Source organism: Corynebacterium sp. NPDC104732 (assembly GCF_055583565.1).
Genome location: NZ_JBVJNS010000009.1, coordinates 89,751 through 111,974, shown reverse-complemented (window position 1 = coordinate 111,974; position 22,224 = coordinate 89,751). Strand labels below are relative to the sequence as shown.

Genomic DNA, 22,224 nt, shown 5'->3' with positions numbered 1-22,224 from the left:
GTAAACCTCTTGCGTTGCTGACTCATAATGAACATCCTCTCCTACGGACACAACATCCGTACTAATTGGGTGTCCACTACTCGAGGGTAACCTCAGACCCATCAACTAATGAAAGCAAACAGTTCGGGTGAAGGGAACCGCCACCAACTTGCATCGGTTTGATTCTTCACGTTAAGAAAGTTCCTTCGTGACTTGGTAGTTGGCTTGGGCCAATTCAATATAAGCCATGCACAGTGCTGAGTTATGGCTGCTGTGGGCGTCGGTAAGCAGCGCTGCATCGCCCCATTCACCGGCCGCGCACCAGGTAGGGCACAATGGATTGCATGACTGCCAAGAACGCCCCGCTTCTCGACGCCATCGCCGGCAAAACCCCATCCCGCACCCCGGTCTGGTTCATGCGCCAGGCCGGTCGATCCTTGCCGGAATACCGCCAGGTCCGTGAGGGAATCCCGATGCTGGATTCCTGCTTTATGCCGGAGCTGCTGGCGGAGATCACGTTGCAGCCGGTGCGTCGCCATGACGTGGACGGTGCGATTTTGTTCTCGGATATTGTGGTGCCGCTGAAGGCCGCTGGTCTGCCGATCGATATTGTCCCTGGCCGAGGCCCGGTTCTGGCGGATCCGATCCGCACAATCGAGGACGTCAACAACCTGCCAATCCTGGACACGGACGTGCTGGAGGTGCAGGAAGGGATCCGTATTATCCAGGAAGAGCTCACGGAGCAGCAGACCCTTATCGGTTTTGCGGGCGCGCCGTTTACCCTGGCTAGCTACCTGATCGAGGGGGGCCCAAGCAAGAATCACGAGAAGACAAAAGCGATGATGCACGCCGAACCAGAGGTCTGGCATGCGCTGATGCAGCGCCTGACCCCGACGATCATCAATTGGCTGCGTGGCCAGATCGACGCGGGGATCGAGGCGATGCAGCTGTTCGATTCCTGGGCCGGGTACCTCACTGAGCGTGACTATCGCGAGTTCGTGCTGCCGTACTCTGCGGAAATCCTCACATCAGTCAAGGACATCCCACGTATCCACTTCGGCGTGGGCACTGGGGAGATCCTGGGCGCAATGAGCGAAGCTGGCTCTGAGGTCATGGGCATCGATTGGCGGGTTCCGCTCGACGTGGCAGCCAAGCGGGTGCAGGCGAAGGTGCTGCAAGGCAACCTGGATCCCGCGATTTTGTTCGCGGGCACCGAGGCCATGACCCGCGAGATTAACCGCATCAAGTCCGAGGCTGCGGCCGCTATCGAGGCCGGCGACGCCATCGGTCACATCTTCAACCTGGGGCACGGCGTGATGCCAAGTACTGACCCAGATGCCATCACCGAAGCCGTCCGCATTATTCATTCTTAGGAGACAACATGAAGTACGCGATCATCGGCGCTGGACTTGCAGGGCTCACCGCCGCCTACGAACTGCGCCAATTGGACCCAGACGCCGAGATTGACGTCTTCGAAGCCGACGAACGCATCGGCGGCAAGCTCTACACCGTCCCCTTCGAGTCCGGCCGCACCGACATGGGAGCCGAAGGGTTCTTGGCGTTCCGAAAAGATGCGACTGAGTTCTTCGAACAGCTCGGCCTCGGCGATGACATCGTCGCCCCGTCTGGGCTGAAATCCCTGGTCTACAGCGGTGGCGCCTTGCACCCAATTCCCATGGGCGGCGCGATGGGGATTCCTGCGACTTCCTCTGGATTGGACGGGCTGATCTCTGCCGAGACCGCCGCGCTTATCGACGCCGAAGGCGACAAGCCTGGCATCGACTGGACTCCTGGTGGCGACATGTCAGTCGGTGTGTTGGTTCGCGAGCGCTACGGCGACGAGGTCGTTGACCATGTAGTTTCTTCTCTTCTCGGTGGTGTGTATTCCTGTGCCGCCGATGACCTCGGAGTGCGGGCGACGATTCCACAGCTGGCAGCGGTGTTTGATCGTATGGTTTCCGAAGGTGAAAAGGTGACGTTGTCGGGTGCCGTCGCGAAGCTGGATGCGGCGCGGTCAGCGCGCACGAGCTCGGGGCCAGTGTTTGGGGCGTTCCAGGGCGGCTACGCGCAGCTATATGAAGAGCTTGCCGAGCAGTCCGGTGCCCGAATCCACCTGGATTCGTTCATCTCGGGTATCAAGCGTGGGCCGGGCGGATTCCGATTGGAAAAGGCCGAGGGAACCTTTGATCGCGTCCTGGTGACCACGCCTGCGCCGACTGCTGCTCCGCAGCTGCGCGCTGTGTCTCCTGAGGCCTCGGCTGCGCTTAAGCAGGTGAAATTGGCATCCTCCGTTGTGGTGGGAATGAAGTTCGATTCCGCCGAAGGGCTGCCGGACAACTCCGGTATTCTCATCGCCACTGACGAGCCAGGGGTGCATGCCAAGGCGTTCACGCTGGCGTCTAAAAAGTGGCCGCACTTGGCTGAGCGTGGTGGGGCTCTGGTCCGCGCTTCCTTCGGACGCTTTGGCGATGACGCCCTGGTGCGCGCCTCTGAGGATGATTTGGTGGACTACGCCCTGGATGACCTGCAGAAAATAACCGGGTTCGACGGCCGTGCTGCAGGGCTGTCGGAGATCTTTGTGCAGCGCTGGTTTGGCGGCATTCCGTGCTATAGCGATACCCACCTGGAGACCGTTGCTGCGGTGCGCTCTGCGTTGACGGCAGTGGATGGTGTGGACGTGGCCGGTGCCTGGGCAGATGGTGTCGGCATTCCGAATGTTATCGCTGGAGCGCGGGCTGCCGCGGGGCGGTTGGTCTCCGAAAGATGATTAAGCCCGCTGAGCACCACTTTTGCGAGTGCTCAGCCAGGCGCCGCCTCGGCGGAGCGCAGTAAGTATGGAAGCAGTGATGCTGCCTTCCAAAAAAGCTAGCAGGTATGCACCGAGGAGCACCGGTTCGTGGTACCAGTCTCTAATGAGATAGAGGGAGAGACAACCTCCGACGAGTAGCGCGATATCCCATTTAAAGTCGCTAACTCGTGCGAAATTAAGTAGTAATGACTGGATTAACGCTGCGGGCATGACAAATAGGCCTTCTCGCTGGATGAACCAGATCAACGGTTCCTGCACCTCAAGGATTGACTTGACCTGCATTGTTGTGAGAAACGCGACAATGAGGAAGGCTAGTTCAATCACCGGAACACGAAAGACAGGTCTCTTCCATAGCCTGTCGGTTCTCTTAATCATGGTGGTTTTCCCTGTTCATTAAATTCCCAGCCAGAGGCGCTAGCAACGGAGCTGTCCCGTTAAGTAGGATGGCGCAGCACGGCAAGGCTTGTTGTGGCATGGCCGAGCCTGCTGTGGCCGGGGCGAACGCGTTTACCGGTGTGGTGTGTAGGTAACCCTAAAGCATTGGGGAAGCATCTTGAAACAATGTCGTAACTGCGGAGAATAGTTCGCTGACTGCATGCTCGTATCCCGTTAGCGACAATCAGTGACAGCACTTGTGGACCATGAAAGTTACTAAAAATTTTCACGTTTTCCGCTTGTGCTGATAGTGCTTTGACGATGATCGCAGGTCACGGTAGTGAAAATGGGTGGCATCGAGGGATCATCGTCAATCTAACATAGTCAAACCGCCGAGATAGGAGCCTTGGAAGCCAAGGAGCCAAGGAGAGCACCAACTTGGTTCGTGCGTGAAAGGCTCCACGGCCAGGCAGATGGCCCGCTGACCAGAATCCGATGAGGAATGAGTGAACTGGGGTGGAGGGCGTCGTTAAGCTGCCCCGCCCGTTTGCCCCCGTCTACAACTTTTGGATAGGGTAGGGCACGTTACTCTGCGTAAATTTTAGGGACCGTCATGCCTTGGCTTGTTTTGATTCTGTCTGGCTGCTTTGAAGCAGTGTGGGCTGTGGCGTTGTCGCGTTCCGAGGGGTTTACGCGGATACTGCCGAGCATCGTGTTTCTGCTGGCCTGCGCCATTTCGATGGGTGGGTTGGCGTGGTCGATGAAATATCTTCCGGTAGGCACGTCGTATGCCGTGTGGGTCGGAATGGGCGCCACACTCGCTGTGATCTATTCCTTCGTCACCGGCGAGGAGACGGCGTCGCCGCTCAAGATTTTGTTCATCGCGATGATCGTCGGTGGCGTCATCGGCCTGAAATTTTCACATTAAGGAAACGAAATGTCTGTGCCTACCTCAGCAAATACCACCCAGTCCGCCGCGTGGTTTGACCGCGCGCTCGCCCTTACCCCCGGTGGTGTGAACTCGCCGGTGCGTGCGTTCGGCAGCGTCGGCGGCCAGACGCGCTTCATTAAGGAGGCAAAAGGCAGCACGCTTATCGACGTCGATGGCAACGAATACGTTGACCTCTTCGGATCCTGGGGCCCAATGCTCATGGGCAACGCCCGTCCGGAGATCGTGGCAGCCGTCCAGGAAGCCGCAACCCGTGGTCTGTCCTACGGCGCTCCAACGACCGCGGAAGTCGAGCTTGCGGAAATGGTTGTGGCTCGCACCAGCGTGGATGAGGTTCGTTTCGTCAACTCTGGCACCGAGGCCACCATGTCCGCCGTCCGCTTGGCACGAGGATTCACCGGCCGCCCGAAGATCATCAAGTTTGACGGCTGCTACCACGGTCATGTTGATGCGCTGCTGGCTTCCGCAGGTTCCGGCGTGATCACCTTCGGCCTGCCGGATTCCCCCGGCGTCACGGGTGCAGCCGCAGGCGATACCGTGGTGGTGGAGTACAACAACCTGGATGCAGTCCGGGCTGCGTTCGAGGCACACCCGGGTGAAATTGCCGCCGTGATTACCGAAGCTGCTGCGGGCAACATGGGCACCGTTGCACCACTGCCCGGCTTCAACCAGGGGCTGAAAGATATTGCCCATGAGCATGGCGCGCTGCTGATCATGGATGAAGTGATGACGGGGTTCCGCACCTCGTACTCCGGGTGGTACGGCGTCGATAATGTGGCGGGTGACCTCACCACCTTCGGCAAGGTTATCTCCGGCGGTCTGCCGGCAGCTGCCTTCGGTGGCCGCAAAGACATCATGGAATACTTGGCGCCGCACGGCCCGGTCTACCAGGCGGGCACCCTGTCCGGAAACCCAGTAGCGATGGCAGCCGGTATGGCCTCCCTGAAGCTGGCCACCCCGGAGATCTATGACACCGTCAACGCCAACGCTGATCGCCTGGCCACGTTGTTCACTGAAGCCCTGACCCGGGAAGGCGTTGCGCACCACATCCAGCGCGCCTCCAACATGCTGTCCGTTCGTTTCGCAGAAGGCGAAGGCCGTAACTTCGCGGACATGAAGGCAGCCGATACCTTCCGTTTCCCAGGCTTCTTCCACGCCTTGCTGGACAATGGCGTGTTTGGTTCCCCAAGCGCGTTTGAAACCTGGTTCGTCTCCAGCGCACTGACGGATAATGACTTCGAACGCATCGAAGCCGCCCTCGTCCCGGCAGCCAAGGCGGCTGCGGCAGCCAAGAAGGAAGGCTAAATGAGCACCACTATCGTCCACCTGCTCCGGCACGGCGAGGTTTACAACCCGGACCGCATTCTTTACGGTCGTCTTCCTGGCTACCACCTGAGCGCGCGGGGAAACGCGATGGCTGAGCAGGTTGCTGAGGCACTGCAAGACCATGACATTACCTACCTTGCGGCGTCTCCTTTGCAGCGTGCCCAGGAAACAGCAGCGCCACTGTCCCGAAAGCTGGGGCTGGACGTAGACATCGATAAGGGCCTGCTGGAGGCAGGAAACCGGTACGAGGGGCTGCGCGTGAAGTCCTGGAAGTCTCAGCTGTGGAACCCAGTGCGCTGGCCACTGATGAAGAACCCATCCCTGCCGAGTTGGGGCGAGCACTACAGTGTGATCGAAGCCCGCATGATGGACGCCATCGAGCGCGGTCGCCTGGCAGCAGAAGGCCACGAGGCTGTGCTGGTGTCCCACCAGCTCCCAATCGTCATGGTGCAGCGCAGCGTGCAAGGGAAGTCGCTGGCACACAACCCAGCGATGCGCCAATGTGAACTGGCATCTCTGACCTCCCTGGTGTTCCAAGGTAACCAGATCACCGACATGTACTACTCCGAACCAGCGCAGGGAATATAGATGAAACGCTCCCTTATCGCTGTATGCGTGGCACTGTCCTTGGCCGGATGTTCGGCTGAGGACACCGCCGGGCAAGATGCCGTCGCCATCGGAGGCACCTGGTCTTTTGTGGCCCCCGGTGGACAAACCGACATTAAGTATCCGGAATCGGAACGCAAACCGATCCGCGAGTTTTCTGGTGAATCCGTGCAAGGCGGGACGGTGAACCTGTCAGATTTCGCAGGCCAAGTCGTGGTCATTAACGCCTGGGGGCAGTGGTGCGGCCCGTGCCGTTCCGAGTCCGACGACATGCAGGAAATCCATGAAAAGCTGCAGGAGACCGGCAAAGGCACTGTCCTTGGCGTCAACGTGAAGGATTATCAGCGCCAGATTTCCCGTGACTTCATGACGGATAACGGCCTGACCTACCCATCCCTGTACGACCCGCCGTTCAAGACAGCCGCAGCAATGGGAGGCTTGCCCGCATCCGTGATCCCGACCACCATCATTCTGGACAAGCAGCACCGCCCGGCAGCGGTGTTCCTGCGGGAAGTCACAGCGCAAGACGTGCTGGATGTAGCGTTGCCTTTGACCCAAGAGGCCTAAATGGGACAACAACTGGCAGATATCGCGGCCACCGGGCCACTGATTTTGGGATTGCTGGCAGCGGCGCTGGCTGGGTTTGTATCCTTCGCAAGCCCCTGCGTGGTCCCACTGGTCCCCGGGTACATGTCGTATCTCGCCGGGGTGGTGGGCAATGATTTGGAGATGAGTTCGGAGGGACCGGCCGTCGCAAAGCAAGGGCGTTGGCGCGTTGCCGGTGCGGCACTGCTTTTCATCGGCGGCTTCACCATCATCTTCGTGCTGGCAACGGCAACGGTCTTCGGCGCGATTTCGGCGCTGACGCTCAACCAGGAGCTACTGCAGAAAATCGGTGGCGTGGTCACGATCCTCATGGGACTGGTGTTCATGGGGTTGGTACCGGCGCTCGACCGCGATACCCGCATGCAACCCAAACGCCTCTCCACGCTACTGGGCGCGCCGCTGCTCGGCGGGGTATTCGCTCTCGGATGGACGCCGTGCCTCGGGCCGACCCTCGCCGCGATCATCTCGGTGTCCGCGGGGACCCAAGGAATGACCGCCATGCGCGGCGTGGTACTCATCATCGCGTATTGCCTGGGCCTTGGCCTGCCGTTCCTGGTGGTCGCCCTGGGGTCCGCGAAAGCGATGCGGGGTGTCGGTTTCCTGCGTCGCCACTCCCGCGGCATCCAACTAATCGGTGGCGTGGCACTGATTATTGTCGGCTTAGCCCTGTTCACCGGACAGTGGGCGCTGTTCATTAACGTCGTTCGACAGTGGACTGTCGATTTTGGTTACACCTTGATCTAGGAGACACCGTTGTTTAAGAGAGCACCTCTATTGGCATGGCGCTGGCTCACCAGTATGCGCACCGCGCTGATGCTGCTGTTTCTTCTTGCCCTCGGTGCGATCCCAGGCGCACTGCTCCCACAGCGCTCCCTCAACGAAACCAAGGTGGACGAATACCTGGCCGCCAATGGCGAATTGGCGAAGTGGTACGACCGCTTCCAACTCTTCGATGTTTTCTCCTCCCAGTGGTTCACCGCGATCTACGTCCTGCTTTTCGTTTCCCTTATCGGCTGCATCCTGCCGCGCTCCTGGGATCACTACCAGGCGTGGAAGGCCGACCCGATCCGCGCACCGCGTAACTTTGAACGCCTGCCACTGCACGGATCTGGAGTCGTAGACAAGCCACTTGCTGAAGTGGAAGAGGACGTTCGGGATGCGTTGAAAGGCTGGCGCCTCGCCTCCTACACGCCGGAACAAGACCGCGCCGGGAAGCGCTCCTTCGCAGCTGAACGCGGTTATTCCCGCGAGTTGTTTAACCTGATCTTCCACCTCGGACTCGTCGGAATCCTAGCGACGATGGCAGCCGGGAAAATGGTCTACTACGAAGGCCAAGTCATCGTGGTCGCCGGGGCAGAGAACTCGGAATTTTGCAACACGGCCGTAGCGAACTTCGACAGCTTCCGTGCTGGCACGCTTGTCGACGGCACTAAGCTGAATCCCTACTGCGTGAACGTCAAAGACTTTTCCGCCGAATACCTGCCAAACGGCCAGGCCAAAATGTTCACCTCCAACGTGGACTATGCAGCCGGGGCCGACATCACGAAACCTCATTCTGAGTGGTCATCGTACACTTTGAAGGTCAATCACCCGCTGCGTATCGGGGAAGATCGCGTGTACCTGCAGGGGCACGGCTTCGCCCCGCGGTTCACCGTGAAATGGCCTAACGGTGAAGAACGCACCCAAATGGTGCAATTCCGGCCCGATGACCCGACCTTCTTCCTATCTTCCGGCGTGATGCGCTTTGACCCGCCAGCGGGAATGTACCCAGAACTTAAAGACCGCAGAGCTAACGGCATCGCGATCCAAGGTCTGTTCGCGCCGACTGCGCAGTGGACCGGTGAAAACGGTGCATTGCTCTCCTCCGCATACCCGGCGATGCGGGATCCAGCAGTGGCCATCGACATCTACCGTGGCGACGCTGGCCTGGATTCCGGCCGCGGGCAGTCCATCTTCACCCTCGACCCAACCCTGATGCACACCGGAGTGCTACAGAAACTGGAACGCGTCAACCTAGGGGTAGGGGAATCCATCACACTTGACGACGGCACCGTGGTCACCTTCGAAGGTGCCAATGAGTTCGCTAATCTGCAGATCAGCCACGACCCGACCCAAGTGTGGGTTCTGGTGACATCCCTCATCACTCTGGCTGGCCTGGCAGGATCGCTGTTTGTCAAGCGACGCCGCGTCTGGGTACGCCTGTCACCTACAGATTCAGGCACCCTGATTGAAACCGCAGGCCTAGCCCGCACTGACCGCGCCGGGTGGGGAGAAGAATACGAACGCATCCATCGCCGACTCCTAGGGCTGCCGGAGCCGGAGGAGGACTAGAGATCTTTTCGCATCTGGTACGCATTCTTGTCGGCCTTAGGTGAGCCTCGAGTAAAGGCTTTGGTTCAAATTTTGTCCCGTAGCACATGAATTCTTCCTGATCTACCACCTGGTGAATTCCCATCGCGAATTCACCAGGTCGAAGGAGTGAGATGGCATCCCGGTGGGTTCCGTGCCAATAGCTAAGCGCATCTTGTCCTACAGCCTCCGTACCAATGCTTAGCGTTCAGGGACAGCGGTAGGTAGTGCGTAAGGACCTGTTCCAGCCGACTTGAGGCTTGCCCGGGCTCAGAGAGAACGGTTTAGCTTCACGCTTTGAAGCATCACTTGTCAAACAGATTACTCATTTGTTCTTTTTATTAGCATCTTTCTGGCATACATCCTTCTAATGGAAGTAAAAAAACCTGAAAATGAAAGTGAAACTAATGGTAACCAAAAAATGAGGCCATTTTGAACGGGCCCTTCAACGAAGTTCCTGGTGGCAAAAAATCCCGTCACTCCGATAGCTATTGATAACCAGTCATAGCGAAAGTTTTTAATCCGAACATTATTCAAAAACGTTGATTGGATCAGGCAAATTGGCGCAATGACAAATCCTGCAATTTGAAAAAACATTGAGATCTCATTTTGGCCGTCGAGGAAAGATCTGGTAGTTGCAGTGATGATTGTGGCGATTGCAATAAACAACAGTTCGATTGTGGGGATCCGCCAGTAGGGAATCGATGATAGGGGCCTGTTAAGAACTTCATCTTGGTCTGGTATTACCAATTTGTTAAGTACTCCCCCGTTTGTACCAAAGCGTGTCGTGCGTAGGATTCTGCAATGCAGGACTGGGTGACTGTTGGGGAAGCATAAACACCTCGACAATTTGCTATCATTTTGTCCTTAAACTGTGGATTGCAGATTGAAAGCCTATTTTCGCGATCTGTATATTTGACAAAACACTGGTCATGAATTGCGCAAGGACCGCGAAAATCTGCCATGATAAGGCTTTGTGGTGGCATCCCGCCCCAAAGGTCCGTTGACCAGGTGCAGAAGTCGTGCACCTTTCTGCGTGGCGCTTGAGGGTTGTATTCGTAATCGAGGGGCCATTTGATAGGTGAACTTACATAGTATTCCTTCCCGTTTTTCGTATAGTATGAATCTTGTTGTGGAATTACGTCTGCCAAATTAATGAAAGCTGCACCATCTCGAGGTTTTGTCATTGGGGCTGGGTGGGATTTGGTGTACGAGTCCTGAGTCTGGTGTGAAGTTGATGGTAGGGTTTTTAGATCGATTCCGAGGATTTGGAAATTAAAGTCATATAAACCTCTGGAAATTTGTTTTCCGTTAATTAGAATACTTCCATTCCAGTTAAAAAGATCTTTTAATATCAATGGTTTATTGGAGAATTTCTGACTATATCCTGTTTCTTGGTCGAAAAGAGGGTCGGAAGTCGGGTAACCATATTGGCTCATTTCGTATCCTGCTCGTTGCCAGACGGCGCCGATCGCGCCCTCGATTGGGTGTGCTCCGTGCTTAGGGTGCCAATAGATCATGCCGAGAGCGAAGCGGTTGTAGCGTCCGATGCCGTCTGGGGTGCCTTCTTCATCGGTAGCCGGGTATCCGAGAGGTCCGCGTTCTTCACCGGTTTCAATCCATTTCTCTAGGATCTTGCCTTCGATAGAGACCACGCCGGACAGGGAAGTGTAGATACGTCCACGTTGAAAGGATTGCTTGCGTCCGACCCCGTCGCCGGTACCGATCTCATCGGACGTTGGGTAGCCTAGGCGTCCTTGTTCCCAGCCGTTGCGCGCCCAGACGATGGAGTTGTGGGTGGTAACTGACCATGCTCCGGTATCGGGGTGCCAGTAAATAAATCCGTTGTCGAATTCGGTGCGTTTACCCACCCCGTCGGGGTTGGTCAGTTCCCCTGATTTGGGTAGCCCCAGGAAGGAGAGGGGTGTTTGTCCGGCCCAGGCGACGGCGAGGGATTCGTATTTTTCCCGGATGGTGCCGCAGACCTGGTGGGGGCTGGGCCAGTAGGTACGGCAGTTCTCTGCTGCCAGGGGCTGCATGAGGGGTTCGTCCCCTGGTGTGGTGATGCCGAGTTGCTTGGCTTCTTGTACTTCAGCCCTGTCGGCTTGCTCTTTTGTCACGCCTCCGGGCAATTGGATGCGGTCGGAGCGCATGTGCCCGTCGATGATCTCGGGTTGCGGCTTGCCGAGGTCGGTGGGGAGGGTGTGTTCGTAGTAGTGGTTGTCGATGTTGTTTTTATTGACGCCGGGTTCGTTAAAGTCCCAGCCTGTGGTGTCAACATCGTAGATGTCTCTTTCGGATGGATGGCGCAGTTCATCGAGACTTGTTGTTGGCATGACCGGGTCTGCTGTGGCCGGGTCGAACGCGTCTAGCTGTGTGGTGAGGTCTGTTTCCTGCGCTGAAGCGGGGATGGGGTTAAAGCAAACGGTTGCGAGCACGGCTAGTGTGGCCCCGAGTTTTTTTAATCTGTGTGTCATTGCTTCGTCTTTCCTGGAAAGTGGCAGTGGTATCGAGCTTGATGTCAGATTTTCGACAGTCTGAGTCAATAGTCTTACGAAGAGGATAAGTGAAGCTGTGCACAGTGTCTTGAAAATTGAAGGAAAAGTTTTGCCACTGTCTAATTGTGTCTTCGGCATCCTTTCGCCATAGGGCAGGTGATCCCTGGCTAGCGAAAACTTGGACAAATCCCAGCTTGCCCGCTATGGTGTCTGTATCCATCAAAAGTTTGATTCTGCTTTAAGGATTCGCCATGCTGGTCAACCAAACGCTCGCCAACTACTCGGACTTGAGCTTCAAGACGGCCTTTGTCATTTACGTCTTCGCGCTCATCTTGGCGATCGTCTACTACGCCAAACAGTCCCAGGTCCTCTTTGAGCCTGCGCGTGAACTGGTCGGTGCTGGTGGCCCGGCTGCCTCAGAACCTGCGGTCATCAAGGATGTCGGTGCGGAGAAGTTTGCCGGCATGGCGCAATCCATGATTTGGTTGGCGATCATTTTCCATGCGGTGTCCGTGGTGCTGCGAGGGATGTCGGCATCCCGCTTCCCGTTCGGCAACCTTTACGAATATGTCGCAATGGTGACGCTGGTAGCGATGGCTATTGCCGCGTGGGTTATTCAGCGTCGCGAACTGCGCGTAATGTGGCCGTGGGTGCTCACCCCGGTTATTGCCTTGCTGTTTTACGGTGGGGTGAAGCTTTATGCGGCATCTGCTCCCGTCGTCCCCGCGCTGCAATCCTTCTGGTTCCCAATCCACGTCTCCACCGTCTCTATTGGGGCGGGTGTTGGCATGATTTCCGGCATGGCCTCTCTGCTGTACATCTTGCGCATGTACCAGCCAAAGGGGGAGGAACAGGGAATCTTCGGTGCGATTATGCGTCCGCTGCCATCGGCAAAAACCCTGGACGGGCTCGCATACAAAGCCGCGGTGTGGGCTCTGCCGGTGTTCGGTCTGGGCATTGCACTTGGCGCCATTTGGGCAGAATCCGCCTGGGGGCGCTTCTGGGGGTGGGATCCTAAGGAGACTATCTCCCTGGTTACCTGGGTGCTGTACGCTGCATACCTGCACGCCCGCGCAACTTCCGGCTGGAAGAATTCCGCTGCCGCCTGGATCAACATCGTGGCATTCGGGATGATGGTGTTCAATCTTTTCTTCATCAACATGGTCGTGTCCGGCCTGCACTCGTACGCCGGCCTGAACTAGGCCCGCGGGAAATCCAGCGTACGGATGGGATGTTTGACCTATGGTTTCGTCCCATCCGTACGCCTTTTTCTGACGCGCTATCCTTAATGCTATGAAAATCCTGGTCACCGGCGGCGCCGGCTTCATCGGCTCGAACTTCGTGCACCGCACGCTCGCAACGCGCCCCGATCACAACATCACTGTACTCGACAGCTTCACCTACGCCGCGAATGAAGCCAACCTCCCACGCGACATTGAGGTGCTGCGCCAGGATATTCGCGAGCCGCTGACCGGCAGCTTCGACCTCATCGTCCACTTCGCCGCCGAGAGCCACAACGACAACTCCCTCCGCGACCCCCTGCGCTTCATCAAAACCAATGTCGAGGGCACGACCCAGCTCCTCGAGTATGCACGGCTTAACGACGCCCGCTTCCACCACATCTCAACCGACGAAGTATTCGGTGATTTGGCCCTCGACGACCCCGCCCGCTTCACCCCGGACACCCCTTATAATCCGAGCAGCCCATACTCCGCCTCCAAGGCTGCCAGCGACCACATTGTGCGAGCCTATGTGCGCTCTTTTGGTGTCCAGGCCACGATTTCTAACTGCTCTAATAACTATGGGCCACGCCAGCATCCAGAGAAATTCATCCCGCGGCAGATCATCAACCTGCTGCATGGGGAGAAGCCCCGACTTTATGGCGATGGGCTGAACGTACGCGACTGGATCCACGTCGATGACCACAATGATGCTGTGTGGACTGTGATTGAGCGAGGTCAGATCGGCCAGACTTACCTGATCGGGGCCGATGGTGAGCGCTCCAATAAAGACGTGGTCCGCGCCCTCAATAAGGCTTTCGGCCGCGGCCCACAGGACTTCGTGCACATCACGGACCGGCCGGGCCACGACCGTCGTTACGCAATTGACCCGTCTTCCACGCAGGCACTCGGCTGGCGCGCTACCCGCACCTTCGAGGAGGGGCTGCTTGACACTATCAAGTGGTACCGCGAGAACCCTGAGTGGTGGGGCGCATCCCGCGCTGCGGCCGAGGCGGCCTACGCGAAAGTGGAGCGGGAGCTGGAGTAATTCCCATGTGCGAGACGTGGAATTCGAGACTCGGAGCTGCAAACCCGCTATTTCGCGAAAAGCACATGTGAAGCTCCCACTCTCGAATTCCAGGACTCGCGTTTTACCAGCTGACCCATAAACCAGCCAAGCGAACTACACTAGACACCATGTTGAAGCCTGTTGCAGAAGTTCACGGTGTTTTCCTTTCCGAGCCGAAGATTTTCCCCGACCGGCGCGGCACTTTCAACGAGTGGTTCAAGGCCTCTGAGTTTGAAGCGGCCATCGGATACCCTTTTGACCTGCAACAATCTAATATCTCCTTTTCAAAGAGGGGCGTGGTTCGGGGCCTGCATTTTGCTGATGTTCCGCCGGGGCAGGCGAAGTTCGTGACCTGCATGAGTGGCGCGATTTGGGATGTGGTGCTGGATTCGCGCGTCGGTTCGCCGACGTTTGGCAAGTGGTTCGCCACCCAGCTCACCGCTGAGAACCGCTGCAGCCTTTATCTCCCGATCGGTGCGGCGCACGGATTCCTGACTTTGGAGGATTCGACCGTCGCTTATCTCACTTCCTCTGAGTATGAACCGGCGCTGGAGCACGGGATCGATCCGTTTTCCGCGGGCATCGAGTGGCCAGCAGCGGACTACATCTTGTCTGACAAAGACCAGGAAGCGCCCGCATTCGCTGACGCGAAGCTGCCCCTCTGGGAGGACTGCGCCGAATTTGAAGCAATGCTGCGTGAAGGGTGGGCCGAGTGAAAGGCATCATCCTCGCCGGCGGCACCGGATCCCGCCTGCGCCCCATCACCCTCGGTGTTTCCAAACAGCTGGTCCCGGTCTACGACAAGCCAATGATCTACTACCCGCTGAGCACCCTGATGCTCGCCGGGATTCGCGACATCCTGATCATCACCACGCCGGAGGACCGCCCGCAGTTTGAGCGCCTGCTTGCCGACGGCAGTCAGTTCGGCATCTCATTGACATTCAAAACCCAGGACGCCCCGCGCGGTTTGGCGGAAGCATTCGTCCTGGGTGCTGACCATATCGGTGATGACTCGGTGGCATTGGTGCTGGGTGACAACATTTTCTATGGTCCGGGGCTGGGCACCCAGCTTCGTCGGTTCCAAGACATCGATGGTGGTGCCATTTTTGCCTACTGGGTCGCTGATCCCTCGGCTTACGGTGTGGTGTCTTTCGATGCGGAAGGCAAAGCGACGGGCTTGGAGGAAAAACCCGAGAATCCATCCTCGAACTACGCTGTTCCTGGCCTGTATTTTTACGACAACGCAGTTGTTGACATTGCCCGTGGCCTGCAGCCCAGCGAGCGGGGAGAGCTGGAAATCACGGACGTAAACAAGGTCTACCTGGAGACCGGAAAACTACACGTTGAGGTGCTTCCTCGGGGGACTGCCTGGCTCGACACCGGCACGATCGACACCCTTATGGCCGCCGGCGACTACGTGCGCGCCATCGAACAGCGCCAGGGGCTCAAGATTGGGGCTCCGGAAGAAGTCGCCTGGCGGATGGGCTACATTACAGCCGATGACCTGGCACGGCGCGCCGAAGAACTCAAGGCTTCAGGGTATGGCGAGTACCTGCTGCAAGTGCTGCGGCGCGGGTAACAGCTGCCGAATTTCCTGTGGGTTCTGGCCAAAGAGCACCCCCGTTTTGGCTAATCAGAACCACAAATTTGCCACTACTTAATGATGTCCGACGCCAGCGTCTCGATACAGGTAAACAGGCGTTCGTTGACGGAGTAGTAGGCCCACTTGCCGCGCTGTTCGCGTTTGACGAGGTTCATGGCGATGAGTTTTTTCATGTGGTGGGTCACGGTGGGGGCGGAGACACCGAGGGCTTCAGCTAGTTCGAGTCCGCAGACGTCTTCGCAGCCTTTTTGAGCGACCAGGTGCAGGAGACGAAGCCGGGTTGGGTCGGCGAGGGCTTTGAATACGCCGACGATGTGGTCGAAGTCGGGGTTGTCTGACACTGGGCGGAGGGGGCCGGTGGTGCCCGTTACATCCAGTGGGCTGGTGGTGGCTGCCATGGAAGTCATAGGTTTGATAGTACGCCTTTGATCAAAAATGGCTTAAGAGTCCTGGTTGTCGCGTTTTTCTTGCTCGCGGCGCCACTCTTCCTCACGGCGTTTCTTGAAGCGTTCCTTTTCGATTTTCCATAGGAAGTCTTCGTCATCGTCAGGGCCTTTGATCATGGGGCGCTGCTGCGGACGTGGTGCGCCACCGAGGGAGGTGGGGGCGAAGGCTTTCCAGAGCAGGTAGATGGCAGCGATGATCAGAATGAGTAGTAACAAACGTCCCATGGGGATACTTCCTTAGATGCCTCTAGTATGGTCAAAGCTGTGAATCAAGAACCGATCCTCGATAAGTCCCTGCGAAACCGTGCGTGGCGAGACATCGCGTTGTACGGGCTCGCACGGTTGGCGCTCTTCATCGTGCTCACCGTGATTATTCAGTCTGCTGCCTACCTTATCGGAGCCCCAGTTCCGCTGCTAATTTCGGCACTGCTGGGCCTGCTGGTGGCATTCCCGCTGTCAATGTTCGTCTTTAAAGGCCTGCGCCTTAAGGTAAACGAAGAGCTCGCCGAGTGGGACGCACAACGCAAGGCACACAAAGCGTGGGTGAAGAAGGAACTAGCCGAACGCTAGGGGATCATGATCCGAGTGTCGTGCGCCGACATTGTGCTTATCGCCGCAGTTTTGCTGAACGCTGTCTGTGGCGATAAGCAACTATGCAGTTCCTTCTTCGGCTTTACTAGTGGGGCCACAGACAACAAAAGTGGAATGGGTATTTGCTGTTGTGGGCTGCCTGCTCATGGTGCTACTTACACTTTGGCTGATCACCTCCGGGATTGGATCACCGGCTATGTGCTTTTTCCCTAACCTAACAGTGATTCTTATCCCCCGAACGCTAAGGCCACAGCGGTAATCACGGACCATGCCAGCATGGCTCGTCCGGTGAGCCCCAAAACTGGGATCAGTGCGGGGCCGAGGGCCCCGGAACGGATCGGCCTGGAGGCGGGCACCAATAAAACAGCGGACGCAAGTCCAACCAACGCCCACGGGGTGCAGAGGACACTGAGCAGCAGCGATGCGCCCAGCGGCATGGCGGCGAGGATGAGCCAGAGGCGGCGTGTCCCGGCATCACCAAGGCGCACAGCCAGAGTGATCTTCCCGGCCTCGGTGTCTGTCGGGATGTCACGCAGATTGTTGGCCAGGTTCACGGCGGCGGAAATGGAACCGACGGCAATGGCCGTCGCCAAGCCAGCGAGCGAAACGCGCCCAGCCTGCGTGAACTCCGTGCCACACACGGCGACCAAGCCGAAGAAGGTAAAGACGGCGACCTCGCCCAACCCACGGTAACCATAGGGGTTGGAGCCACCCGTGTAGAACCACGCCGCGAGGATACAGACCAGGCCGACCAGGATCAGCCACCAGGCGGACGCCAGAGAAAGCGCAATGCCAAGGACACCGGCCACACCGAAAGCAATGAACGCAGCCCGTTTCACAGAAGCGGGCGCAGCGATTCCGGAGCCGGTGAGGCGGAGTGGACCAGTGCGATCCTCATCAGTGCCCTTAATGCCATCCGAATAATCATTGGCGTAATTCACACCGATAATCAGCGCCCACGAAACCCCAGCCGCGAGCAAAGCCCGCCACCAGCTAAAACCACCCTGAAACGCTGCAGCCCCCGAACCAGCAATAACCGGCGCGAAAGCATTAGCCCAGGTATGGGGGCGGGCGGCCTGAAACCATTGAGACGCAGAAGGCATAACTTCACATACTACTAGGGCAGTTCCCAGGAACCGCGGGTAGTGTAGTCAAAAGCCAAACAGACAAGGAGTCGCTGCATGATGTGGATCGGATACGCACTAGGGCAAATCGCCAGCTTCTTCCTCACGTGCTTCCGCATCATCCCACTGTTCATCGCCAATAGGCTATCGCGCACAAAAATCCCACAAGAGGGCGACGTCATCATTTCGCTGACCACGCACGGCAAACGACTGACCAAGGTGTATCTCACCCTGGAGTCCATCGCGCGTGGCTACGAAAAGGCCCCCATCGTGCTGTGGCTCGACGAACCCGACTTCAACTCCGAATACCCAGAGACCCTGAAACGCCTGATCAAACGCGGCCTGCAGGTGAAATGTTCCGACGGCCGCTATGGACCCCATACCAAATACTGGGGCCAATTCCGCGAGGTCGCCGGCACCGGAACCCGGGTTGCCACCATCGATGACGACATGATTTACCCCGAATGGTTCCTGCAGAACCTCCTATTCATCGGGGACCTGCGCAACGATGTAGTGATCGCTTACCGTGCCCACCGCATCGAACTGCGCGATGACAAAATGATGCCCTACGCCAAATGGTCCGCGGCCGACACCTGCCAGGCCAGCTTCCTTCACTTCGCCACTGGCGTCTCCGGTGTGCTGTACCCAGCCTCCTACATCCAGTACGTGGTGGACCAAGGCGATGTTTTCATGAACCTCACCCCGCGCGCCGACGACGTGTGGCTCCACGTCTGCGCGCTTCGCTCCGGGCACCCAATCCGCCAGGTCTACGCGCAGCCACGGCACTTTGCTGTCATCCCATCTACGCAGGTAGGGGCCCTGGTAGTAGGAAATACCCTGATGGGTGGCAACGACGAGCAGATCAAGAAGGTGTACACCGAGGAAGATGTGGCGCTGCTACGCGAGTGCTCGAGGAAGGAAGACTAACCGTAAGTAAAATTCGACATTTTGAGCCGTTTTCGCGCCTCACAGAACGAAGAAATGTCGAATTTTACTTACGCTCCGTCAGCAGCTTCGTCACCTTCATGCGGTCCACTTTTCCCGGTCCGGTGAGCGGAAGCTCGTCCAGATGCAGCAGCTGCTTAGGGAGCTGCCATCGTTGCAGCTCATCAAGTCCCTCGATGACATCGCCCGGTGTGGCCTTACCTGTGTAGGCGGCCACGATTTTCTGCCCCAGTCGCTCATCGGACACCCCAACCACGCATGCGCCTGTCACACCGGGGACGTTGAGCAACGCCTCTTCCACTACCTCCGGATGAATCTTGAGCCCACCGGTAATAATCACATTGTCTAGTCGACCTGTCACCCGCAACACTCCTTCGGTGAGGACGCCAGAATCCGAGGTAGCAAACCACCCGGGTTCCGCGAAAGCCTCATGGTCTGGGGCATTGCGGTAACCAGACGCGATCATCGGTCCGCCTAGGTGGATACGCTCACCGACTGTGCGTACTCGCGCGCCAGGGAGGGGCTTGCCGTTATATACACAGCCGCCTGCGGTCTCAGAGGAGCCATAGGTAGTCACCACATTGATTCCGAGTTCCCGTGCGGCTCTTAAGGTTTCGCGAGTGACCGGCGCGCCACCGACCAAGATGGCGTCGAAAAGGCGGAGCGCTTCGATGCCCTGCAGGGTCTCCATGGCTTTGAGGAGTTGATTCGGCACCAGGGAGGTGTAGGAGCGGTCGCCCGTGCTGGCCAGCTCAGACGCTGCGGTGGAAAACGCATCCAGGTTAAAACCCGCGCTTACATCCTGGTGGGTGGGTTCGATCCCGGCGATGAGGCTGCGGACGAGCACCTGGATGCCGGCGATATGGTGTGCAGGGAGCGCCAGATGCCACTGGCCGGGCCCTCCGAGCGCTTGGTGCGTGGCATCAGCAGAGCTCACGAGGTTCAGCGGGGAAAGCATCGCCCCCTTAGGGGTTCCGGTACTGCCAGAGGTTGCCATCACCAGCGCCGTGTCTGCAATCGGTTCGCCCACGCGTTGCGACGCCCGCAGCGTCGCCTGTCGCGCACGGTCTTTCTCCGGTAGGGGGAGGAGGGAGCATTGTCCAGAAATGGCTCGCTCCAGGTCGTCCAAGATGGCGATCGGATTGTGCGCAGGGACGATAAGGGGGTCGAGGCTGAGTGATTGCACAGCAGTTAAGTGTAGAGGGTGCGTCAATACCTCTTTGATAACCATTTGATAACGTTGGAAAAAATGCCTATAAGTGCAGTGTGTTGTGGTCAAGTTTTAAGATTGTTTTCTTGGTGCGATACAGAAAACCCCAGGTATGAACCTCTCCGTGACCTTTCGCTGCGCTGGGCGTGGCCTATCATTGAACGATATAGGTTGAACACAAAAGGAATATCCGTGCTTAAAAGGTCCATTAGTATCGCAATGGCATTCGTCGGCATCATCGTTGGTGCTGGCTTCGCTTCCGGACAGGAAGCGCTCCAATTCTTCGTCGCTTTCGGGCAGTGGGGAGTTGTCGGTGCGGTCATAGCCGGTGTGTTGATGGCTGTCACCGCTATGATCGTTTTGAAATTTGGTTCTTACTTTCTTGCTGGCGAACACACCGCAGTATTTGATCGGGTCACCCATCCCATCGTTGCGCGGGTGTTGGATTACGGCATTATGGCGACCCTATTCTCAGTGGGATTCGTCATGTTCGCGGGAGCTGGCGCTAACCTACAGCAGCAGTTCGGACTGCCGATGTGGGTAGGTGCGCTGCTGATGCTGGGGCTGGTCATCGCAACCGGGTTCCTGGACGTCGACCGCGTCAGTCAAGTGATTGGTATCGCCACCCCATTCATCATTTTCTTCCTGGTGCTGGCGATGGTGTTTTCTCTTCGTGACGTCCCAAGCGACCTGAACACCCTGCAGCCCTACGCCGATTCGGTGCAAACCACTCTGCCTAACTGGTGGGTGGCATGTCTCAATTACCTCGGATTCAACATGATCGTGGCGGCGTCCATGAGCATCGTGATCGGTGGATCTCAATACGATACGAAGGCCGCTGGGTGGGGCGGGCTCTTCGGTGGCCTGATCTTCGCGTTCCTGCTCGTCGGTCTGGTGCTCTCGCTTTGGGTAGCGCTCCCAGTGGTGAGCCACGAGGATATGCCGACCCTCGCTTTGGTCAATAACGTTAATCCGCTGTTGGGCAACGTGATGGCGGTCGTTATCTACGCGATGATCTACAACACCGCGATCGGCATGTTTTACTCGATGTCTCGCCGGCTCACCGCGAACAAACCGCATCGCTTCCGTGTTGTCTATATTGCGATGGCCCTGGTCGGTTTTGTTCTCAGCTTCGTAGGCTTCAAAACTCTGGTGTCCGCCCTTTACCCACTCCTGGGTTATGTAGGCGTGATGCTCATTGCCACCCTCATCGCGGCGTACTTGCGTGGCCGAACCCGGATTAACGCGGAAATTGAGCGACGCGAGACGATGCGTACCCTCGTGTCGCGCATGCTGAATCCGGCAACCGTATTTACCCGCAGGCATGCCCGCAAGCTGCGTATTGTGGCGGAACAGTCTCCGGTGAGCAATGAGGAACTTCGGGAGGCCGTGCTCCTGGAGGTGGCTGACGAGCTGGCAGCCGATGACAACGTCGACTTCACCGACGAGCAGGCTGCCAAACTGCGTGAGAAGCTAGCAGAGGAAGCAGAGCAGAACCTTAAAGAAGCTGCTGCGAAAACCACTGACAGCTCGAAGGATGACGAAGAGCGACCCGATAGTGAAACCGGGTCAACTCGCCCACTAGCGCTGCACTAGTAGTAGTAAGGGAATTCGGTCCAATCCGGGTCGCGCTTTTCCAAGAAACTGTTTTTACCTTCCACGGCCTCATCGGTCATGTAAGCCAAACGGGTGGCCTCACCTGCGAAGACTTGCTGGCCCATGAGGCCGTCATCTGTCAGATTGAAGGCAAACTTCAGCATGCGCTGCGCGGTGGGGGATTTGCCGTTGATTTCGCGCGCGACCTGGATGGCCTCTGCTTCAAGCGAGGCGTGGTCCGCCACGATATTCACAGCTCCCATGCGGTGCATAGTTTCGGCGTCATAAGTGCGGCCGAGGAAGAAGATCTCCCGGGCAAACTTTTGCCCGACCATCTTGGCCAGGTAAGCGGAGCCGTAGCCAGCATCGAAAGATCCCACGTCGGCGTCGGTCTGCTTAAATTTGGCGTATTCGCGGGAGGCGATGGTCAGGTCGCACACCACGTGCAGGGAGTGCCCGCCACCGGCCGCCCAGCCATTAACGACGGCGATGACCACCTTCGGCATGGTGCGGATGAGGCGCTGAACTTCCAGAATGTGTAGGCGCCCGCCTTCGGCTTTGGTGCGTATTTCATCGACTGTGTCTGCGGTTTCGCCGGAGGCGTAGCGGTACCCCGAGCGACCGCGGATGCGCTGGTCACCTCCGGAACAAAATGCCCAGCCACCGTCTTTTTCGGAGGGGCCGTTACCGGTGAGGAGGACCGTTCCCACATCCGGGGTGCGGCGGGCGTGATCCAGGGCGCGGTAAAGCTCGTCCACGGTGTGGGGGCGGAAGGCGTTGCGCACTTCTGGGCGGTCGAAGGCGATGCGCACGATGCCGTCGGCACGAGTTGTGCCAACGTGGCGGTGGTAGGTGATGTCGGTGAGGTCTTCGAAGCCTGCGACGGGTTGCCATTGGGTGGGGTCAAAGGGATTAGTCATGGT

At 57.8% G+C, this 22,224-nt stretch carries 22 protein-coding genes; 15 read left to right on the top strand and 7 right to left on the bottom strand.

Annotated elements, in window-relative coordinates:
• The first annotated feature begins 323 nt into the window (after window positions 1-323).
• Both hemE and ACZ6ZO_RS08345 read left to right on the top strand, forming a co-directional pair.
• Window positions 324-1,352, top strand: coding sequence for a uroporphyrinogen decarboxylase (hemE, locus tag ACZ6ZO_RS08350; RefSeq protein WP_465291872.1), 1,029 nt, complete (start codon window positions 324-326; stop codon window positions 1,350-1,352).
• 8 nt (window positions 1,353-1,360) lie between these two features.
• Window positions 1,361-2,746, top strand: a complete 1,386-nt coding sequence (locus tag ACZ6ZO_RS08345) for a protoporphyrinogen oxidase (protein ID WP_465291870.1) — start codon at window positions 1,361-1,363, stop codon at window positions 2,744-2,746.
• Here ACZ6ZO_RS08345 and ACZ6ZO_RS08340 read toward each other — a convergent pair whose 3' ends face one another.
• Window positions 2,747-3,163, bottom strand: a complete 417-nt coding sequence (locus ACZ6ZO_RS08340; RefSeq protein ID WP_465291868.1) for a hypothetical protein — start codon at window positions 3,161-3,163, stop codon at window positions 2,747-2,749.
• Window positions 3,164-3,776: 613 nt separating this feature from the next.
• On the opposite strand from ACZ6ZO_RS08340, the gene ACZ6ZO_RS08335 reads away from it, so the two are divergent.
• The 6 genes from ACZ6ZO_RS08335 to ACZ6ZO_RS08310 are packed head-to-tail and all read left to right on the top strand — an operon-like array spanning window position 3,777 to window position 8,981.
• Window positions 3,777-4,091, top strand: coding sequence for a DMT family transporter (locus ACZ6ZO_RS08335; RefSeq protein ID WP_182387035.1), 315 nt, complete (start codon window positions 3,777-3,779; stop codon window positions 4,089-4,091).
• Window positions 4,092-4,100: 9 nt separating this feature from the next.
• A complete protein-coding gene (gene hemL / locus ACZ6ZO_RS08330; RefSeq protein WP_182387034.1) occupies window positions 4,101-5,417 on the top strand; it encodes a glutamate-1-semialdehyde 2,1-aminomutase in 1,317 nt (438 codons plus the stop codon).
• Entirely contained in the window at window positions 5,418-6,026 is a 609-nt protein-coding gene (locus tag ACZ6ZO_RS08325; RefSeq protein ID WP_182387033.1) for a histidine phosphatase family protein, read from the top strand.
• A complete protein-coding gene (locus ACZ6ZO_RS08320) occupies window positions 6,027-6,611 on the top strand; it encodes a TlpA disulfide reductase family protein (protein WP_182387032.1) in 585 nt (194 codons plus the stop codon).
• A complete protein-coding gene (locus tag ACZ6ZO_RS08315) occupies window positions 6,612-7,394 on the top strand; it encodes a cytochrome c biogenesis CcdA family protein (RefSeq protein ID WP_182387031.1) in 783 nt (260 codons plus the stop codon).
• Between the two features lie 54 nt (window positions 7,395-7,448).
• The gene (locus ACZ6ZO_RS08310) at window positions 7,449-8,981 is read left to right on the top strand and encodes a cytochrome c biogenesis protein ResB (RefSeq protein ID WP_182387391.1); all 1,533 of its coding nucleotides are present in this window, start codon (window positions 7,449-7,451) and stop codon (window positions 8,979-8,981) included.
• Window positions 8,982-9,742: 761 nt separating this feature from the next.
• Here ACZ6ZO_RS08310 and ACZ6ZO_RS08305 read toward each other — a convergent pair.
• On the bottom strand, window positions 9,743-11,437 hold the full coding sequence (locus ACZ6ZO_RS08305; protein ID WP_465291864.1) for an LGFP repeat-containing protein: 1,695 nt from the start codon (window positions 11,435-11,437) through the stop codon (window positions 9,743-9,745).
• A gap of 311 nt (window positions 11,438-11,748) precedes the next feature.
• Between ACZ6ZO_RS08305 and ccsB the strand changes: the two genes are divergently transcribed.
• From ccsB to rfbA, 4 genes are all read left to right on the top strand, one after another.
• Complete coding sequence (gene ccsB / locus ACZ6ZO_RS08300; RefSeq protein WP_182387029.1) at window positions 11,749-12,699, top strand: c-type cytochrome biogenesis protein CcsB; 951 nt, start codon at window positions 11,749-11,751, stop codon at window positions 12,697-12,699.
• A gap of 91 nt (window positions 12,700-12,790) precedes the next feature.
• On the top strand, window positions 12,791-13,765 hold the full coding sequence (rfbB, locus tag ACZ6ZO_RS08295) for a dTDP-glucose 4,6-dehydratase (RefSeq protein WP_182387028.1): 975 nt from the start codon (window positions 12,791-12,793) through the stop codon (window positions 13,763-13,765).
• A 149-nt stretch (window positions 13,766-13,914) separates the two neighbouring features.
• Window positions 13,915-14,502 carry a dTDP-4-dehydrorhamnose 3,5-epimerase family protein gene (locus ACZ6ZO_RS08290; RefSeq protein WP_182387027.1) on the top strand — a complete coding sequence of 196 codons (588 nt, stop codon included), beginning with the start codon at window positions 13,915-13,917 and terminating at the stop codon, window positions 14,500-14,502.
• Window positions 14,499-15,365 carry a glucose-1-phosphate thymidylyltransferase RfbA gene (gene rfbA / locus ACZ6ZO_RS08285; protein ID WP_182387026.1) on the top strand — a complete coding sequence of 289 codons (867 nt, stop codon included), beginning with the start codon at window positions 14,499-14,501 and terminating at the stop codon, window positions 15,363-15,365. The genes ACZ6ZO_RS08290 and rfbA overlap by 4 nt, the downstream gene beginning before the upstream one ends.
• 74 nt (window positions 15,366-15,439) lie before the next feature.
• Here the strand turns inward: rfbA and ACZ6ZO_RS08280 are convergent, their stop codons facing one another.
• Both ACZ6ZO_RS08280 and ACZ6ZO_RS08275 read right to left on the bottom strand, forming a co-directional pair.
• Window positions 15,440-15,796 (bottom strand): ArsR/SmtB family transcription factor, encoded by a 357-nt coding sequence (locus ACZ6ZO_RS08280; protein ID WP_182387025.1) that lies wholly within the window; start codon window positions 15,794-15,796, stop codon window positions 15,440-15,442.
• 33 nt (window positions 15,797-15,829) lie between these two features.
• Window positions 15,830-16,060 carry a hypothetical protein gene (locus ACZ6ZO_RS08275; protein ID WP_182387024.1) on the bottom strand — a complete coding sequence of 77 codons (231 nt, stop codon included), beginning with the start codon at window positions 16,058-16,060 and terminating at the stop codon, window positions 15,830-15,832.
• Between the two features lie 27 nt (window positions 16,061-16,087).
• Here ACZ6ZO_RS08275 and ACZ6ZO_RS08270 point away from each other — a divergent pair, with 27 nt between their 5' ends.
• A complete protein-coding gene (locus ACZ6ZO_RS08270) occupies window positions 16,088-16,405 on the top strand; it encodes a DUF4229 domain-containing protein (protein ID WP_182387023.1) in 318 nt (105 codons plus the stop codon).
• Between the two features lie 248 nt (window positions 16,406-16,653).
• Here the strand turns inward: ACZ6ZO_RS08270 and ACZ6ZO_RS08265 are convergent, their stop codons facing one another.
• On the bottom strand, window positions 16,654-17,529 hold the full coding sequence (locus tag ACZ6ZO_RS08265) for a 1,4-dihydroxy-2-naphthoate polyprenyltransferase (protein ID WP_465291860.1): 876 nt from the start codon (window positions 17,527-17,529) through the stop codon (window positions 16,654-16,656).
• A gap of 81 nt (window positions 17,530-17,610) precedes the next feature.
• On the opposite strand from ACZ6ZO_RS08265, the gene ACZ6ZO_RS08260 reads away from it, so the two are divergent.
• Window positions 17,611-18,477: a glycosyltransferase gene (locus ACZ6ZO_RS08260; protein WP_182387389.1), complete on the top strand. Its 867-nt coding sequence runs from the start codon at window positions 17,611-17,613 to the stop codon at window positions 18,475-18,477.
• A gap of 64 nt (window positions 18,478-18,541) precedes the next feature.
• Here the strand turns inward: ACZ6ZO_RS08260 and menE are convergent, their stop codons facing one another.
• The gene (menE, locus tag ACZ6ZO_RS08255; protein WP_465291858.1) at window positions 18,542-19,681 is read right to left on the bottom strand and encodes an o-succinylbenzoate--CoA ligase; all 1,140 of its coding nucleotides are present in this window, start codon (window positions 19,679-19,681) and stop codon (window positions 18,542-18,544) included.
• 216 nt (window positions 19,682-19,897) lie between these two features.
• Between menE and ACZ6ZO_RS08250 the strand changes: the two genes are divergently transcribed.
• Window positions 19,898-21,301, top strand: coding sequence for a YkvI family membrane protein (locus tag ACZ6ZO_RS08250; RefSeq protein ID WP_465291856.1), 1,404 nt, complete (start codon window positions 19,898-19,900; stop codon window positions 21,299-21,301).
• On the opposite strand, the gene ACZ6ZO_RS08245 is transcribed toward ACZ6ZO_RS08250, so the two are convergent.
• The gene (locus tag ACZ6ZO_RS08245) at window positions 21,298-22,221 is read right to left on the bottom strand and encodes a 1,4-dihydroxy-2-naphthoyl-CoA synthase (RefSeq protein WP_465291854.1); all 924 of its coding nucleotides are present in this window, start codon (window positions 22,219-22,221) and stop codon (window positions 21,298-21,300) included. The two genes, ACZ6ZO_RS08250 and ACZ6ZO_RS08245, sit on opposite strands and share 4 nt — an antisense overlap.
• Window positions 22,222-22,224 lie beyond the last annotated feature (3 nt).

Bases quoted from the DNA above. Each gene is read 5' to 3' on its own strand.
- hemE (WP_465291872.1), top strand. From the start codon at position 324: ATGACTGCCAAGAACGCCCCGCTTCTCGACGCCATCGCCGGCAAAACC.
- ACZ6ZO_RS08345 (WP_465291870.1), top strand. From the start codon at position 1,361: ATGAAGTACGCGATCATCGGCGCTGGACTTGCAGGGCTCACCGCCGCC.
- ACZ6ZO_RS08340 (WP_465291868.1), bottom strand. From the start codon at position 3,163: ATGATTAAGAGAACCGACAGGCTATGGAAGAGACCTGTCTTTCGTGTT.
- ACZ6ZO_RS08335 (WP_182387035.1), top strand. From the start codon at position 3,777: ATGCCTTGGCTTGTTTTGATTCTGTCTGGCTGCTTTGAAGCAGTGTGG.
- hemL (WP_182387034.1), top strand. From the start codon at position 4,101: ATGTCTGTGCCTACCTCAGCAAATACCACCCAGTCCGCCGCGTGGTTT.
- ACZ6ZO_RS08325 (WP_182387033.1), top strand. From the start codon at position 5,418: ATGAGCACCACTATCGTCCACCTGCTCCGGCACGGCGAGGTTTACAAC.
- ACZ6ZO_RS08320 (WP_182387032.1), top strand. From the start codon at position 6,027: ATGAAACGCTCCCTTATCGCTGTATGCGTGGCACTGTCCTTGGCCGGA.
- ACZ6ZO_RS08315 (WP_182387031.1), top strand. From the start codon at position 6,612: ATGGGACAACAACTGGCAGATATCGCGGCCACCGGGCCACTGATTTTG.
- ACZ6ZO_RS08310 (WP_182387391.1), top strand. From the start codon at position 7,449: ATGCGCACCGCGCTGATGCTGCTGTTTCTTCTTGCCCTCGGTGCGATC.
- ccsB (WP_182387029.1), top strand. From the start codon at position 11,749: ATGCTGGTCAACCAAACGCTCGCCAACTACTCGGACTTGAGCTTCAAG.
- rfbB (WP_182387028.1), top strand. From the start codon at position 12,791: ATGAAAATCCTGGTCACCGGCGGCGCCGGCTTCATCGGCTCGAACTTC.
- ACZ6ZO_RS08290 (WP_182387027.1), top strand. From the start codon at position 13,915: ATGTTGAAGCCTGTTGCAGAAGTTCACGGTGTTTTCCTTTCCGAGCCG.
- ACZ6ZO_RS08280 (WP_182387025.1), bottom strand. From the start codon at position 15,796: ATGACTTCCATGGCAGCCACCACCAGCCCACTGGATGTAACGGGCACC.
- ACZ6ZO_RS08275 (WP_182387024.1), bottom strand. From the start codon at position 16,060: ATGGGACGTTTGTTACTACTCATTCTGATCATCGCTGCCATCTACCTG.
- ACZ6ZO_RS08270 (WP_182387023.1), top strand. From the start codon at position 16,088: ATGGTCAAAGCTGTGAATCAAGAACCGATCCTCGATAAGTCCCTGCGA.
- ACZ6ZO_RS08265 (WP_465291860.1), bottom strand. From the start codon at position 17,529: ATGCCTTCTGCGTCTCAATGGTTTCAGGCCGCCCGCCCCCATACCTGG.
- ACZ6ZO_RS08260 (WP_182387389.1), top strand. From the start codon at position 17,611: ATGTGGATCGGATACGCACTAGGGCAAATCGCCAGCTTCTTCCTCACG.
- ACZ6ZO_RS08245 (WP_465291854.1), bottom strand. From the start codon at position 22,221: ATGACTAATCCCTTTGACCCCACCCAATGGCAACCCGTCGCAGGCTTC.